The 14,728-nt window shown below is 52.1% G+C and carries 13 protein-coding genes; 9 read left to right on the forward strand and 4 right to left on the reverse strand.

Features of this window, described 5'->3' with window-relative positions:
- Nucleotides 1-59: 59 nt before the first annotated feature.
- From McpCs1_RS07865 to McpCs1_RS07900, 8 genes are all read left to right on the forward strand, one after another.
- Nucleotides 60-422 carry a hypothetical protein gene (locus tag McpCs1_RS07865; RefSeq protein WP_338096710.1) on the forward strand — a complete coding sequence of 121 codons (363 nt, stop codon included), beginning with the start codon at nt 60-62 and terminating at the stop codon, nt 420-422.
- Nucleotides 409-954 carry a nitroreductase family protein gene (locus tag McpCs1_RS07870; protein ID WP_338096711.1) on the forward strand — a complete coding sequence of 182 codons (546 nt, stop codon included), beginning with the start codon at nt 409-411 and terminating at the stop codon, nt 952-954. The genes McpCs1_RS07865 and McpCs1_RS07870 overlap by 14 nt, the downstream gene beginning before the upstream one ends.
- 5 nt (nt 955-959) lie before the next feature.
- Nucleotides 960-1,316, forward strand: coding sequence for a DUF555 domain-containing protein (locus McpCs1_RS07875; protein WP_338096712.1), 357 nt, complete (start codon nt 960-962; stop codon nt 1,314-1,316).
- Nucleotides 1,309-2,208 carry a carbohydrate kinase family protein gene (locus McpCs1_RS07880; RefSeq protein ID WP_338096713.1) on the forward strand — a complete coding sequence of 300 codons (900 nt, stop codon included), beginning with the start codon at nt 1,309-1,311 and terminating at the stop codon, nt 2,206-2,208. Before McpCs1_RS07875 ends, McpCs1_RS07880 begins: the two co-directional genes overlap by 8 nt.
- A gap of 2 nt (nt 2,209-2,210) precedes the next feature.
- The gene (locus McpCs1_RS07885) at nt 2,211-2,867 is read left to right on the forward strand and encodes a diphthine--ammonia ligase (RefSeq protein WP_338096714.1); all 657 of its coding nucleotides are present in this window, start codon (nt 2,211-2,213) and stop codon (nt 2,865-2,867) included.
- 8 nt (nt 2,868-2,875) lie between these two features.
- Nucleotides 2,876-4,609, forward strand: a complete 1,734-nt coding sequence (locus McpCs1_RS07890; protein WP_338096715.1) for a DUF2070 family protein — start codon at nt 2,876-2,878, stop codon at nt 4,607-4,609.
- Nucleotides 4,610-5,002: 393 nt separating this feature from the next.
- Nucleotides 5,003-5,395 (forward strand): DUF126 domain-containing protein, encoded by a 393-nt coding sequence (locus tag McpCs1_RS07895; protein WP_338096716.1) that lies wholly within the window; start codon nt 5,003-5,005, stop codon nt 5,393-5,395.
- Nucleotides 5,392-6,492, forward strand: a complete 1,101-nt coding sequence (locus McpCs1_RS07900) for a TIGR04013 family B12-binding domain/radical SAM domain-containing protein (RefSeq protein WP_338096717.1) — start codon at nt 5,392-5,394, stop codon at nt 6,490-6,492. The genes McpCs1_RS07895 and McpCs1_RS07900 overlap by 4 nt, the downstream gene beginning before the upstream one ends.
- Before the next feature lie 49 nt (nt 6,493-6,541).
- On the opposite strand, the gene McpCs1_RS07905 is transcribed toward McpCs1_RS07900, so the two are convergent.
- The 3 genes from McpCs1_RS07905 to McpCs1_RS07915 form a co-directional block, all read right to left on the reverse strand.
- Nucleotides 6,542-6,949: a hypothetical protein gene (locus McpCs1_RS07905; protein WP_338096718.1), complete on the reverse strand. Its 408-nt coding sequence runs from the start codon at nt 6,947-6,949 to the stop codon at nt 6,542-6,544.
- A gap of 30 nt (nt 6,950-6,979) precedes the next feature.
- The gene (locus McpCs1_RS07910) at nt 6,980-8,377 is read right to left on the reverse strand and encodes an MFS transporter (RefSeq protein ID WP_338096719.1); all 1,398 of its coding nucleotides are present in this window, start codon (nt 8,375-8,377) and stop codon (nt 6,980-6,982) included.
- A 241-nt stretch (nt 8,378-8,618) separates the two neighbouring features.
- Nucleotides 8,619-10,013 (reverse strand): MFS transporter, encoded by a 1,395-nt coding sequence (locus tag McpCs1_RS07915; RefSeq protein ID WP_338096720.1) that lies wholly within the window; start codon nt 10,011-10,013, stop codon nt 8,619-8,621.
- Nucleotides 10,014-10,298: 285 nt separating this feature from the next.
- On the opposite strand from McpCs1_RS07915, the gene McpCs1_RS07920 reads away from it, so the two are divergent.
- Nucleotides 10,299-11,951 (forward strand): cache domain-containing protein, encoded by a 1,653-nt coding sequence (locus McpCs1_RS07920; protein WP_338096721.1) that lies wholly within the window; start codon nt 10,299-10,301, stop codon nt 11,949-11,951.
- Between the two features lie 8 nt (nt 11,952-11,959).
- Here McpCs1_RS07920 and McpCs1_RS07925 read toward each other — a convergent pair whose 3' ends face one another.
- Entirely contained in the window at nt 11,960-14,317 is a 2,358-nt protein-coding gene (locus McpCs1_RS07925) for a U32 family peptidase (protein WP_338096722.1), read from the reverse strand.
- Nucleotides 14,318-14,728 lie beyond the last annotated feature (411 nt).

The following is a 14,728-nucleotide window of genomic DNA, read 5'->3' on the forward strand; positions in this document are numbered from 1 at the left end:
TCATACACACCCTATCCAATACCACATTTTTATTGAATCGCCCCTCCTAACTATATGGCATGACACTTCAAGCGAAGGACGCCCTGACCCAGTATCACTTTGCCGAGCGGCTCAAGCTCGACATCATGATGCTTGCCCACCAGTTCCTCACCATCCCCTCCCTCAAAAAAGAAGAAAAAGCCGGCGCAAAACGCATGCTCATCAATATCACCGAAGCACTCGCAGCAGACTCAAAAGCTGCCGCCTCCTTCACCGGCAGCGAAGAGTTCGGCAAAGCCGCTGATGTCCTGTACGAAGTCATCAGCCTTGCCGAGTCCAACCAGTTCGGTCTTGCATCTGAAAAAGCGGGAGAAGCAATGGTCCCCATCACCACTGCCGCCGCCACCGCATGGGAAGTACTCCACAGCCATGGACTCCTCTGAGTTCCTCCACTTCCTCGCAACCCGCGTCTCGGTCCGCGAGTACGACGGAGACTGCATCAGCGAAGAAGACGCAGAGTATCTCCTCACTGCCGCATCCAAAGCCCCGTCAGCAGGAAACCTCGAAGCATGGGATGTCGTGATCGTAACTGACCCGGGCCAACTTGAGATGCTCTCCGATGCCGCAGGAAACCAGCATCAGATCAGAGACTCAGGCTGCGTATTCTGCGTATGTGCAAACTATGTCCGCTCCATGTCGCGGTATGGCGACCGGGGAATTATGTTTGCCGTCGAAGACGCAACAATTGCCGCGACCTACATGATGCTCGCAGCCCACGCCAGGCGTCTTCACACCTGCTGGATCGGAGCATTCGATGACAACGAAGTCAAAGGAATCCTTGATCTCCCTGCACACATCCGCCCGGTCACTCTCCTCTGCGTCGGAAAAGGTGAAGCTCCGGCTCGCGGACCAGAGCGGATGGCCCCCTCGGGTCATACTCACTATGATATCTGGCAGGCACCAATAGTACCATAATAATTATGCCGGACTATCGAGTGACACTGGAAGCAGCCTGGACGGTAAAGGATGTGACGACCACACAGGACGTCATCGGCATTGCCGTGAGTGAAGCAGGAAAACGTCTGCACCCTTCGGCAAAGTTTGTGGATGTTGACGTCATGGTCATGCCGTGTCCTTACTGCGGAGATGAGATCAACAGTGCCTTAGTTGTTGCCCGGACCGGAATGGTCGGACTTCTTTTGTCCATGAAAGTCTTCAACGCAGAAGGCGAGGACCATGCAGAGCGGATTGCAAAATCCGTCATCGGCAAAGCTGTCCGCGACATTCCGCTTGCGACCTACTGTATCGATGCAATCGAAGGAGAAAACCATGCCTGACCAGCTCATCTCCGTCACCGGCCATCTCTGCAATGACTATATTCTCTCCATTGCCGAGTATCCAAAGCTCGGCACTTCATGCAGAGTCCTCGACCGCAGAAACTACTATGGCGGAGGGGCCGCAAACATCGCGGTCGGCATTGCAAAACTCGGCGGCTCTTCTGAACTGATCGCAGCGGTCGGCAGGGATTATCCGGGCAGCAGCTACGAACGCCATCTCAAAGAGATCGGTGTTGCGACCAGACTTTTTGCAACCGATTCCCAGAACTGTTCAACCGCCTTCATGGTCAATGACTGCGACGGCAACCAGATCACCTACTTTGAGTGGGGGGCCGGCGAACTGTTCGGGACAGCGGTTGCTCCTGCTCTTTCTTTCGTTCACATGGCGACAGGAGACGCAGCGTTCAATGTGAGAATTGCCGAGCAGGCAGAGTTTGCCACCTTTGATCCGGGCCAGGACGTCAAATATTATGAAGCAGATCATCTTGAATCGCTGTTTGCGTCGATTGATATTCTCATCTGCAACAACTTCGAGGTTGAGATCATGTGTGAAAAACTCGGCTGGACCGAAAGTGATCTGATCGCAGCAGTCCCCACCGCGATTCTCACGAAGGGAAAGGATGGCAGTGTCCTTCACCGAAACGGTGATGCGATTGCAATCCCTGCGTGTCCGGTGACGCTGGTGGACCCGACCGGAGCAGGAGACGCATATCGTGCCGGACTTCTCACCGCATACCGCAAGGGCTTCGCCCTTCCGGTATGCTGTAAGATTGGTGCTGTCACTTCCTCGTTTGCGGTGGAAAAAGTTGGAACACAGACCAATCTTCCTGACTGGACAGAAATGGAACAGCGGTATGCCGAGCATTTCGGCACACTGAAAAAGAATGAGTAACCATGACCTGGGCAGCGCTGACATCCGGAGGAAAAGATTCCATACTTGCTTTGCAGAAAGCACTCGATGCCGGGATGGATGTCACCTACATGGTCACGGTCGTCCCGAAAAATCCTGACTCCTATATGTTTCACTCGGCAAACCTTTCTGCGGTTCCGGTAATTGCCGAACGGTGCGGCCTTACCTATGTCGGCATCCCGAGTGACGGCGAGAAGGAGGCCGAGCTGCTGGATCTGAAGAACGGCCTTGCCGCTCTTCAGATCGAGGGAGTGATTGTCGGGGCAATTGAGTCTGAGTACCAGAGATCACGGGTTGCGGCAATCTGTGATGAACTTGGGATCGCTCTCTTTGCTCCGCTGTGGAAGATGGATCCTCTCGCTCTTCTCCGCGAGGTTGCCGACCGTATGGATGTGCGGATTGTGGTAACCGCGGCTGACGGTCTTGGAGAAAATGTTCTTGGCAAACGCATCGACGATGATTTGATCGATGTGCTCTGCAAAATTTCTGCGAAGCGGAGAATTCACATTGCAGGGGAAGGCGGGGAGTATGAGTCGCTGACTCTTGCGGCACCCTGTTTCTCCTCGCCTGTTCTGTATGCAGGATGTACAACCGAACTCTCCTGCGGCAGAGGAATCGTCCATATAGAAAAATTCTGGTGAAACTACACATGGCTACTGAAGCAAAAACGGAAAATCTTTCAAAATATCTTTTCTCAGCGCCGGTCTGGTGGCAGTCGCTGATAATAATTCTCGTGATCGGCGCTCTTGTGGACGCGGTCGGCTATCTCGTCCGTGTCCCGGGAGGGATGATGTACGGTACGGTCTTTGCGGTTGCCGCAGTTATTGCACTGTTTCTCACGAAACCTCTGGTGGATCTGCTGGGAACCGAGAAGCTTACCTGGAACCGGTCGGCTCTTGTAGCTCTTGCCGGCATGATCTTTTCCCTGTTCTGGATGCTGATCGGTCTTGTGCTGGACGCAGCGCTTGCCTATGTGTTCGGCCTCGGATTTATTCTTGCGATTCGTCTGCTGGTCCTAACCGCAATTTCAGATTACCGGATTGTGCGAATGTATCTGCCAGCGGCCGTTCAGACAATTGCCGGCGTAATTCTCGGGGTGTATCTGTTTGGGACTTCGTATCTTCTTCCTGCGGTTCTTTCGATTGTGATCTTTTCGATCGGCATTATCAGTTTCTTGATCCTGTTCGACCGACCACTCAGAAAAGCCCATGGCATTTCTGCGATGCAGTTCATCAATGCATTTCTTGCGCATCTGACGGACGGTTCAAAATCTTTAGAGGATTACTTCCGCACAATCGGCGAGGCAGTAACAGTGCCGGAGACAAGTTTCTTCTTCCGCCGTCAGGGCAAGAAGGATATTTTGTTTGTTGTTCCAAATCTTCACCCTGGACCCTTGTCTGAGGTTGGCGGCGGCAACTATCCAAAACATCTTCATGATGAGTTTTCCGAGAACGAGACGGTGTTCATCTCGCACGGCTGTGCGACGCATGATTTTAACTTGGTCTCTGAAGACGAGTGCGAAAAAATTGCCGACGCGATTAATGAGACGCGAAAGAGTCTTGCCTACACTCCTGTCGCAACTCTGCCGATGCGGACGAACTTTGGAACGGTGTCGGTTCTTTCCCAGCGGTTTGGCAACTCAATTCTTCTGGTCACCACCCGGTCTCCTGAGATGACCGAGGATCTTGATTACTCGGTCGGGGCGATTGTGATGGCAGAGGGTCATCACTGGTATGAGAATATCGGGTTTGTGGATGCGCACAACTGTATGGTTGAGGTGACATCTGTCGTGCTGCCTGCTTCCAAAACCGGGGCTGAGTACATCACTGCGTCGCGAAATGCGATGGAGCTTCAGTCTGATGCTGAGCTTGCGGAGTTTTCGGTCGGCGTGTCCCATAAGATTCTGCCGTTCTCCCGCGAGGAGGGTTTTGGGGACATGGGTGTTTTAGTGATGGTCACCGAAGTTCTCGGTGCAAAGACTGCGTATGTGTTGTTTGACGGGAACAATGTTCACATGGGTGTCCGGGAAGTGCTGCGAAATGCTGTGATTGGCCTGGGCCTCAATGAAGCTGAGATTCTTACGACCGACTCGCATGTGGTGAATACGATCTCCGGCAGAAACCCGGTCGGCATGGCGGTATCTCCGGAACAGATTCTTCCCCATCTGCTGGAGGCGGTTCTTGAGGCGATCGCGGATCTTTCTCCTGCTGAGGCCGCGGTTGCAACCGGTCTCTGCCGCGATGTGGAGGTGTTCGGCACGACCAGAACTGTTCAGTTGTCTTCAACAGTGAATGCGATGGTGACGAATCTTCTGCCGCTCTCAGTGCTGCTGTTGTTGGTTTCGTTTCTGGTGACGCTGCTGATCTTTATGATCTGCATCTGATATTTTTTTTGAAATTTTTTTCTTGGTACTTTGCGCGGTACAGATTTTGATCAAGAATTTTTTTGAAACACGAACAACAGACCAAAGGCATGCGGCTCGTGTTTGAAAATATTCACCGCGTACTTTCTATTTGAAAAAATGTTCTGGCTTTCGCATGAAAAAAATAATTTTCGTTAGTGGGAATTTTTTGTGTGCGACTTCGCTTGAAGTAACCACAGAAATCTTAACTCCCCAATGAAAATGGAATCGGTATTTGATTTCCACACCAAAACACTGGGCACACAAAATTTCGTGATATTTTGTGATGCCGCATGGATGTTCAGTGTTTTTCTCAGGCAGCTATGAATAAAGATTTTGCGGGGCTTTATGTTGGATTATTACCAATAGTAGAGTATGACTCTTACAGGCCGCAGCATTTCCAAAGGTGTCGGTACCGGCGAACTTCTCTATACTGATACGCCGATCTCCTTCCTTGGCGGTGTCGATGCAAAAACCGGTGTTATCATCGATCAGAAACATCCTCTGCACGGCAAAACCGTCGCAGGAAAAGTTCTTGCCTTCCCGTACGGAAAAGGTTCGACGGTTGGATCGTATGTGATGTATGGTCTGGCGAAAAATAATGTCGCGCCGGCAGCGATCATCAACACCGAGTGCGAGACGATCATTGCGATTGGTGCAATCATCTCCGGCATTCCGATGGTTGACCGGCTGAACGGTGATGCAGCACAACTTTCCGGAGTCGTTACGGTTAACGGCGACACAGGCGAAGTGTCTGCTGCACAATGATTGCGGTCTGGCGATATATTCCTGCGTCACGAAACAGCTACGCGGCTTTGTATGCGGCCTGCGAACAGTACGGTTTCATTCTTGAGCCGGTCGATGCGCCGGAAGGCGACATCGTCTGCTACAGTCTGAACAGTGTGGAGTTTTCCCGCTGTCGGGATGAAATCGCGTCTGCTGATCAGATTACGATTGCAGGCGGTCCTCATGCTTCTGCTGAGTGGGAGGAGGTTGCCGAAGTCGCCGACTATGTCATAGTCGGCGAAGGAGAACGGACGCTGTCGCGTCTGCTCTCGGCACTTTTTTCAGGAAATTCCGGTGCAGGAATTCCGGGCGTTGCGACGAGGGCGGGCCTCACTCCTATCGATCACTCAGTTCGTCTTGACGGGTTTCCCTGCTTTACTCGGATGAAAGGTTACATGGAGATCTCCCGCGGCTGTCCGTTCCACTGCGGCTACTGCCAGACGCCACGCCTTCACGGAGCAAAAATGCGGCACCGGTCCCGCGAATCTATTGTGGAGGCGGCGAGCCATTACCGCGACGCACGATTTGTAACGCCGAACGCGTTTGCCTACGGATCACCCGACGGCAGAACGCCTGACGTGGAGAAGCTGGAACGGCTGCTCTCTTCGATGCCGAAGAATCATCTCTACTTCGGAACGTTTCCCTGCGAGGTGCGGCCTGAGTTTGTGAGCCGCGAGACTGCTGAGCTCGTGGTCCGGTACTGTGCGAATACGAAGCTTCACTTCGGTGCCCAGTCTGGCTCAAACGCGGTCCTCGAAAAAATGGGACGCGGCCACACACTTGCCGACGTGTATGCGGCGCTTGATGTGTGCAGGAGTGTTGGTCTTGAGCCGGTCGTCGATGTTATCTTCGGGTTTCCTTTTGAGACGGATGAGGATGAGGAGGCAACACTTTCGCTCGTGAAGGATGTTGTCAGATTCGGCAAAGTCCATGTTCATTACTTAACACCGCTGCCGGGAACGCCTTTTTCCGGTGTTCAGCCACGCGGCGTACTTCCTGCGGTTGACCGGGCGCTCGGGAAACTTGCGCTTGGCGGCCGCGTCACGGGAACATGGCATGATAAGTTTGGTGATGCGTGAATTTTTGCTCTGTAAAGAGCACCATCAAACCTAAAAAAGAAAAATATTCTCAGCTCTGGACAAGCGTCCAGTTGCCAAGACCGGTCACGGTCACATAATAGTACTGCGTTGAACCGATATCCACCGTCACCGTCTCATCAAACGCCCCGCGTTTGTAGAACGGTTGCACCACATCCGCACCATGCAGCGTGATGTCCATCGTAAACGTTCCGGGACCATCAAAGGTTGCATGGAACGTTGTTGGTCCCTTTTTCATCAGTACTCGCTGGTATTCGTGCGTCCCATATCCTGCGGCGTTCAGTGTATCGTCATCGGTCATACCGGTCGGTGAAAACGTCGGCGTCGCTGTGGGGGTAGGAGTCGCCGTTGGATTCGTTGTCTCAGGCGTTGAAACGCATCCGGCAGAAAACACCAGCCCCGCACATACAATCAGAACTACAATCCACAGTCTCTTCATTACGAATCAGATTGATTTTTGCACGGATAATTATTTGGATGCGGTCCCTGTCTTACAGGTGAACGACAATACGGCAGCGATCAGACAAAAAATCATTCCGCAGAAGAACGACCAGTGCATCGCATCAAGAAACGCATCAAGATTTCCCGCCATGTTGGTGGTGGTTCCCAGATAAATCGAGATGAAACAGGTCGCAAGACCCATGGAGAGAACCATGCCCATTTGCCGCATCGTTCCGATAATGCTGTTTGCACTGCCGTAATCATGACGCTGCACCGACCCTAAGATCATATTGTTGTTCGGGGATGCAAAAAGCGCCACGGCAAAGCCCATCACCATAAGCGTTGCAATAAGTGCTGGCAGGTTGGGTACCTCTCCAAGCTGGAGAAGAACACATAAGCCAACCGACATCACCAGCATTCCTGCGGTCGTGAGATATCGCGGTTCTATCTTATCAGAGATTTTTCCTGCCAGCGGGGAAAAGATCATCTGGGTAAACGGCATCGCAACAAGCACAACCCCTGCCTGAACCGGTGTTAAAAGTCCTGCGAACTGGAGATACATGCTCAGGAAAAAACTGATCGCATATGTTGCTCCGAAGTTTATCACCGTTGCAATGTTGCCGCGGGTGAACACCGGATTTTTGTCGAACAGCCGGATTGCAAACACCGGATATGCGGTTCTCTTCTCTGTGAAGAAAAACAGCGGCAGGAAAATGCACACGCCTACGGCAAACAATCCGACTGCCCAAAGCTCAGGCAGATTGATCAAACCGAGCACGATTGAGATGATCAAAAGCATGTAAACAAACGTGCCCAGATAGTCATACGGCTCGCCGGCACTTTCTCTGATATCATGCGAGATGGAGAACCAGACCGCGATAAACGCAACTATGCAGAGCACGACAACAAAGTAAAAGATGCTGTGCCAGTCAAACATCTGTGTCATAAAGCCGCCGAGGATCGGGCCTGCGGACAGGCCGAGGAACACGGCGGATACCGCATACCCGATTACCGCTCCGCGTTTCTGCGGCGGGTAGACTGCAGAGAGAAGGGCTATTGAGTTGCTGGTGATCGCGGCAACGCCGATTCCCTCCAATATTCTGCAAAGGATCAGGACTTCAATGGTCGGTGAGTGAGGCGCGAGGATTGAGGAGACGGCGAGAATAAAAATTCCTGCGAGAAATATTTTTTTGCGACCGATGAGATCTGCAACCCGGGCGGCAGGCACCATGAACACGACGGAACTTATCAGGTACGCTGTTGAGAGCATCGCGAGCGACTCAGCGGTTGCGGTGTAGGTTATTCCTATCGCAGGGATTGCGACGTTCACCATCGAACCAAGAAACGGACTGAGGAACGAGGCAAGCGCAGCAGCAATCAGCACCATTCGCATCTCCCGAATGGTGTACTGGTAAGCCGCCTGCATACTTTGTTATCGACGCGGGCTCGTATAATAGTTATGAATGGGCATGAAAGGAAATGTCCGAAACGCGAGTCGCATGCCGAAGGCATGCTCACTGCTTCGCAGCTTCGCGGAATAGCGCGAATAAAAATATTATTTATATTGATTATTTTTGGACAACTCTCTTTGCTCAGAAATATTTTTTGAAAAATCGCCATTGGCGATTTTTTATTCGCGTTCTTCGCGTTTCAGATCCAAATCGTTCTCACGAACTCTTCTTCGCCGTCCACCCGACCACTGCCGCCGCAAACGACAGAACCGCACTCACGGCAAACGTCGCATGCATTGCAGCAACCAGTCCTGCGCCCGAGGTGTTGCTGTAGAACAGCAGAATAATGCAGGTTGCAATTGCCATTGAGACCACCATTCCCATCTGACGCGTGGTCGCAAGAATACTGTTCGCACTGCCGTTGTCCTTTCTCTCCACCGAACCGAGAATAAGATTCGTGTTTGGTGCGCCAAACAGTGCAATACCAAAGCCGACCACTGCCAGATTGATGATGATGGCGGTCTGATTGTAATCAGTCCCGATAAATCCGAACAGCGCCATTCCGATACCGGTCACAATAAGACCTGCGGTCATAATGATTCTGCCATCGATTTTGTCAGAGAGTTTTCCCGTGATCGGGGAGAATATCATCTGCACAATCGGCATTGCCATCATAACAAAACCTGCCTCCATCGGTGTTAACGCACCGATCTGCTGCAGGTAGAGACTCATGAAAAAGCTCACGGCAAAGGTTGCGCCATAGTTAATCATCGTCGTCAGATTCGCTCTGGCGAACACCTTGTTCTCGGTAAACAGTCGGATCGCAAACACCGGATACGGAGTTTTCTTCTCGAACCAAACAAACATCACCAGAAGGACTGCCCCGATCACCAGACTTACAATTGCCGCGGGATCCGGGATTCTGATGAGACCTGACATCAGAAACAGAATCGTTACTCCGTAGAGAATCGATCCGCGGAGATCAAACGGCTGGCCCGGTGTTGTAACTATTTCAGATTTTACCGACACTTTGATCATCACCGCAGTCGCGAGGCACAGAGCAAAGACAAAGAAGTAGATGCTTGTCCAACCGAACACTTGCGTCAGCGCCCCTCCAATCAGCGGTCCTGCGGTAAGTCCGAGATAGACTCCGGCAACTGCGATACCGATCGCAGCCCCTCTCCTCATCGGCGGATAGGCAACCGAAAGAATCGCAATCGTGTTGCTGATAACGCATGCAAGTCCGATGCCTGCCACTGCATGGCAGACCAGCAGCATACCGATCGATGACGAAAACGGCGCAACAACCGTCGCCAGAGCCGTAATACAAAGACCGGTGACGCATATCTTCTTCAGACCCACAATGTCGGCGAGCCGTGCTGCCGGCACAAGAAAAATCACCGAGCTGACGAGATACGTAGTCGAAAGTATCGCGAGCGTCTCTGAGGGAACAGCAAACGCTGCCCCTATCGCCGGAAGCGCGATGTTCACCATCGCCACAAATATCGGAATCAGAAACGATGCAAGGGTTACGGCAAGAAGAATAACCGCAAGTTCATAGCTGGTATGGGTATTTTTGTGCATCATTATCACATCCTTTGCCTGCCGCACAGCGAAAAGGGTGAAAAAAATCCGGTGATGCTGTGTTTTAGACTGCGATCAAAACTGATCTGCGATTTGTGTATTATATTTCTGTTCTGGTTATATCTGTATTTCTTTTAGCTCTGTGCTTTGAATTTAATTTTAGCGGCATATTATCTTTGTTTATTCGGCAGTTTTCATCATAATCATAGTATTTCGATAGCCAATTATAGAGTACTGTATGGGTTATATTATAAATCCTCAAAACGATATTTATGATAAAAGTTGTCTGTGGAGTGAGGTGCAAAGAGATACATGAATCGGAAAATTGTTATTGGACTTGAAGTTGCCCTCCTCGCAGTTGTCGCGGTATTTTCTGCCGCCTGCATTCTGCCGGAGAGTGATGAGGCATTCGAACAAAAGTATGCGAAGCAGATGGAAGCTACCCGTTCTCTTGCCGACTCCATGACAAAAATTCAGCTGTCGTATCTGGATATGATCCAACCGGGTGCCGAGCGCATTGCAGGCGACCCGGATAACACGACTCAGACAACTGCTATTCTTTCAGAAATTTACTCATCCATGCCTTCTTTCAGCGTTGTGGCGTTCGTGAACGAGACCGGTCATGTGACCACGGTTTTTCCGGCAAACTACCGCGACATCGTGATTGGCAACTGGACAGATCATTTGAACAGGTACCATACCGACCAGACAATCACATTTGATAAATTCAATCTCAGAAATCATTCGGTGCCGGGAATTGTGATTCATTCAGGGCCGGAAACCACGGGCTATGTCACCGCACTGATTGATACTTCCCATTACTTTGGAGAGGTCAGATCTGAGTATGCGGACGCGGCTGACTGGCAGTACTGGCTGGTCGCTGATGACGGATTTATCCTCCACAGTCCGTACTCGGAGTTGTCCGGCAAAAACATGCGTGATCTGAACACGCCCGACAGGGCAGGGCTGTATCGTGTGTTTGGACAAGCTCTTGGAAACACCTCGGGCATGGCTGTTTACACCGGCTACAGCTACAGTGATCTCAAACCGATGAACTATGTGGTCACTTGGGATACGGTTCCAATCGGTCACACCGGCGATCAGAAATTGCTTGTGATGATCACTGCCAAACAGAACAGCAGGCAAAACTTGGTCCGTGCGGTGCCGTCAACCGATCAGACGCTGGAAGAGTTTGTCCACTCAGCACTGATTTTTGTCGATGAAGTCGGTAAAGACGCAGCTCTCGCCGAATTTTCCGATCCGAACGGTCGGTTCACGACACAGGAGTACAGCATCTTCGCCTTTGACCGCAACAAAACCATGCTTGCCGATGCCTATGATCACTCTCTCCTCGGAAATCCGATCAGCTATGCTGTTGACAGCAACGGCGTTGAAGCAGGAGATCTCATCCACAAACGGGCGATGCAGGGCGGAGGATACGTTGCGTATCTGTATCCAAATCCTGCCGAGAACATGACTGAGCAGCTGAAGCTGAGTTATATTGTACAAGTGGATGATGACTGGTACATCGCAGCAGGTTCCTTTGGCAACTACTCCAACCTGCACGTCCCAGCCGAGGTCCGGGAAAACATCACCAGTTATCTCCGGTCGGTTCAGACCTATGCTCAGTCGGTCGATAAAGATACGGCGATTGCAACGCTCAATGATCCTGTCGGTTCGTATGCTCCGAGGAACAACATGAGGTTTTTTGCGATGGATTATAACGGAACCACTCTTGCAGATCCCCAATATCCCCAGTTTGTCGGTGAAAATTATCTGGGTATGACAGATATTCTCGGCGGCTCCATCACTAGAGACGCAATTATTCTTGCAAAGGATGGGGGAGGCAAACAGTATGTCTACACGCCCAAAGAGACCACTGGAGGAGCATATGAACTCAGGCTGGAGTATATTCTTCCTGCTGGTGACGACTGGCTGATTCTTGGTGCGGTTACGATCGCGTAACCTTTCTTTTACTGTTTTTCGACACCACGGAGATAGTGGGCAGCGGTCACGCCGCCGGAAGCTATCTCTTTGATCTGTTCTTTGAGATCTTTCGGATTTTCCCCTTCCATCACTGCGGTGTAGACTGCGACCATTCTCCTGATGTACTCAGGTGATCTGCCGCGGGCATCGATTGAGATGACGTCCACTCCAGCTGCTGCGAGTCTTCCGACATGATCGATCAGACAGATTTCTACTGCGTTCAGAATATGTCCGCGGCAGTCTGCATCAGTCCGGGCACGGAAAATACGACCGGTGCTGTCCTTGAGCGCCCATGACTGGTTGCAGCTCCGACACCCGAGAGCGGTCGCCGGGATACAGTTCTGAGTAATCATCACTTCGAGATTGCCCTGCACAATCACTTCGGTCTTGGGCGGATGGGAGTACGCGGCGAGATGTTCAATGAGGGTTTTGATCTGTTTTCCTGAAAGTTCAGGGGAGAGGCAGAGCTGTCGGCAGGTTTTGCCGTAGACCATTGCTGCACGGGCGTTGGTGATGTTGAGTCCGGCACCGCCGTACTTTTGCATCCCTTTGATCTCTTCGGCAATACCGATGCCGTCAACCATGACCCCTGCGGCTGACGCAGGAATTTTTGCCAGGGCTTTTGCCAGCTGTTCCTCGTGAAGGATTCGCGGAAGTTTGTAGATGATCGCATGATCATAGATCTCATCAAATCCTTCGTAGACCACTTGGGCAGCCCCTGCTGAGCAGGCGGTTTTTGCGCCGACAACGCTGTCGGTGTACACCTGAAGAATCGGTGTAGTCTTTGAAACAACCGCGGCTCCTTTGTCGGTGAAGGGTCGGTGGTTGCGGGCCGGCGGTGCTGCAAGCAGACTTTCACATGCGGCGAGGTATCTCCTCCGGAGATCGTTGATTGCTCCCATCGGCAGGAACTTTGACCCGTCATAGTTCATTGCAATGCTGCGGATGACAAACGGTGTGCCGCCGGTCTTCTCCAATTGTTGCGCGAGGGCATCAGCCGTGACCGGCCGCGTCTGTGCATCCTGCATCGGAGTTTCGCTGACCGCAGCAGCGCCGTGGCCGATGATCGCGAGGTGTCCTTCGTCATTGATGCCGACCGTGATGTCGAGCGGTATTCGTCCCTGTCGCTGGCGGGAGATGATCGAGGCCGCCCTTCGTTCGGTCCTCATGCGGCGCGTGATCCACAGCTCGCTGCCGACGACCACATCCGGCGGTGCCGGAATTTTGTAGGCATCTCCTTCCGGAAAAATGTACGGCTCTTTGTTTAAGGCAAATCCTATGTCGCGGCCGGCGAACCGGAAGACGAGACCGTCGCCGGTGTCAGGAATCGGGCCGTCGATTTTTACGATAACTTTGCCGCGGCTGTCGTCAATACCGTTGACGACTCCGGCATACACTCCGCGGTTGTCCGGCTTTTTGGTGTTGATGAACGCCGGTCCTTTGTCGCCAAGCAGGTAGCCTTTGGTGAAGCCGCGGTTGAAGGCGAAAGCGAGGTCTTCCATGACCTCGGTCTCGGGATGAAACTCTTCTCCTGCGGCGATGGTGTCAAGCGCATGGCGGTATGCGTCGGTGACGAGCGCAACATACTCAGGGGTTTTCATCCGTCCTTCAATTTTGAGTGCGGCGATCGGGGCGTCGCAGAGTTGTTCTAAGTACGGGTAGAGGCAGAGGTCGCGGGGCGAGAGCGGATAGTTTCCCTGTGCAGCGATGACGTCTCCGTCTGCAAGAAGTGTGTAGGGTTTTCTGCACGGCTGCGCACACATGCCGCGGTTGCCGCTTCTACCGCCGATGACAGAAGAGAAGAGACACTGGCCTGAGTATGCGTAACAGATTGCGCCGTGACAGAAGACTTCAAGCTCAACGCCGTACTCTTTTGCCACTTCTCCGATAGCTTTGATGTCTTCGATCGGCAGTTCCCGGGCGAGCACCACGCGGGAGATGCCGTGTTCTGCTGCGAACCTGATGCCTGCGGTGTTGTGAATGGTCATCTGGGTTGATGCGTGCAGCGGAAGGTCCGGGGCAACCTCGCATGCTGCTGCAAGCACTCCCTGATCCTGCACAAGGACTGCGTCAACACCGATTTTCGAGAGAAAGATCAGATACTCGGCGACTCCCGGAAGTTCCTCATCGTCTGCGAGTGTGTTGACGGTGACATAGATTTTCACACCGTTCTGGTGTGCATAGGTGACGGCGTCAGTAAGTTCCTCGCGGGAGAAGTTTGCTGCGTACTGGCGTGCCCCAAATGTCTTGCCTCCGAGATATACGGCGTCCGCTCCTGCGGAGACTGCGGCTCTGAGGGCAGCGGGAGAACCCGCGGGGGCAAGAAGTTCAGGGACATGGGGCATAGATGACAGATATATTGGTTGTGCGAGAGGTTAAGGACTCTGCCGGGGTTGTATGATACCTGAAAAAGATTTAGTTATTTTTTCTAATCGAAGTTACGCGGTAGCGAATGTTTTGCATTATGATAGAAGTTACGCGGTATGAACTAGCATAAGGAAAAGGAATTTTTTGTAGGTGGTCTCGTTTGGAGTAACCACGTATCGCATGCCTTTGGCCTGCTCACCGCTTCGCGGGAACACACTGAACACACGGAATTCCACGAAAAGATTTAGCCGCTTTTTTTGGGAAAAGTAAGCGGATCAGTGGTGAGCGTGGCTTCGCTTGAAAAAAAACCGCAAATCCACGCAAATCTCGCTCGCTGATGCTCGCTCCGCAAATCGCGTTTGCTATTTCGTCGCTCTCATCCCGCCGGA

Origin of the sequence: Methanorbis rubei, from assembly GCF_032714495.1 — an archaeon.
Classification (GTDB): Archaea; Halobacteriota; Methanomicrobia; order Methanomicrobiales; family Methanocorpusculaceae; genus Methanocorpusculum; species Methanocorpusculum rubei.

Bases quoted from the DNA above. Each gene is read 5' to 3' on its own strand.
- McpCs1_RS07865 (WP_338096710.1), top strand. From the start codon at position 60: ATGACACTTCAAGCGAAGGACGCCCTGACCCAGTATCACTTTGCCGAG.
- McpCs1_RS07870 (WP_338096711.1), top strand. From the start codon at position 409: ATGGACTCCTCTGAGTTCCTCCACTTCCTCGCAACCCGCGTCTCGGTC.
- McpCs1_RS07875 (WP_338096712.1), top strand. From the start codon at position 960: ATGCCGGACTATCGAGTGACACTGGAAGCAGCCTGGACGGTAAAGGAT.
- McpCs1_RS07880 (WP_338096713.1), top strand. From the start codon at position 1,309: ATGCCTGACCAGCTCATCTCCGTCACCGGCCATCTCTGCAATGACTAT.
- McpCs1_RS07885 (WP_338096714.1), top strand. From the start codon at position 2,211: ATGACCTGGGCAGCGCTGACATCCGGAGGAAAAGATTCCATACTTGCT.
- McpCs1_RS07890 (WP_338096715.1), top strand. From the start codon at position 2,876: ATGGCTACTGAAGCAAAAACGGAAAATCTTTCAAAATATCTTTTCTCA.
- McpCs1_RS07895 (WP_338096716.1), top strand. From the start codon at position 5,003: ATGACTCTTACAGGCCGCAGCATTTCCAAAGGTGTCGGTACCGGCGAA.
- McpCs1_RS07900 (WP_338096717.1), top strand. From the start codon at position 5,392: ATGATTGCGGTCTGGCGATATATTCCTGCGTCACGAAACAGCTACGCG.
- McpCs1_RS07905 (WP_338096718.1), bottom strand. From the start codon at position 6,949: ATGAAGAGACTGTGGATTGTAGTTCTGATTGTATGTGCGGGGCTGGTG.
- McpCs1_RS07910 (WP_338096719.1), bottom strand. From the start codon at position 8,377: ATGCAGGCGGCTTACCAGTACACCATTCGGGAGATGCGAATGGTGCTG.
- McpCs1_RS07920 (WP_338096721.1), top strand. From the start codon at position 10,299: ATGAATCGGAAAATTGTTATTGGACTTGAAGTTGCCCTCCTCGCAGTT.
- McpCs1_RS07925 (WP_338096722.1), bottom strand. From the start codon at position 14,317: ATGCCCCATGTCCCTGAACTTCTTGCCCCCGCGGGTTCTCCCGCTGCC.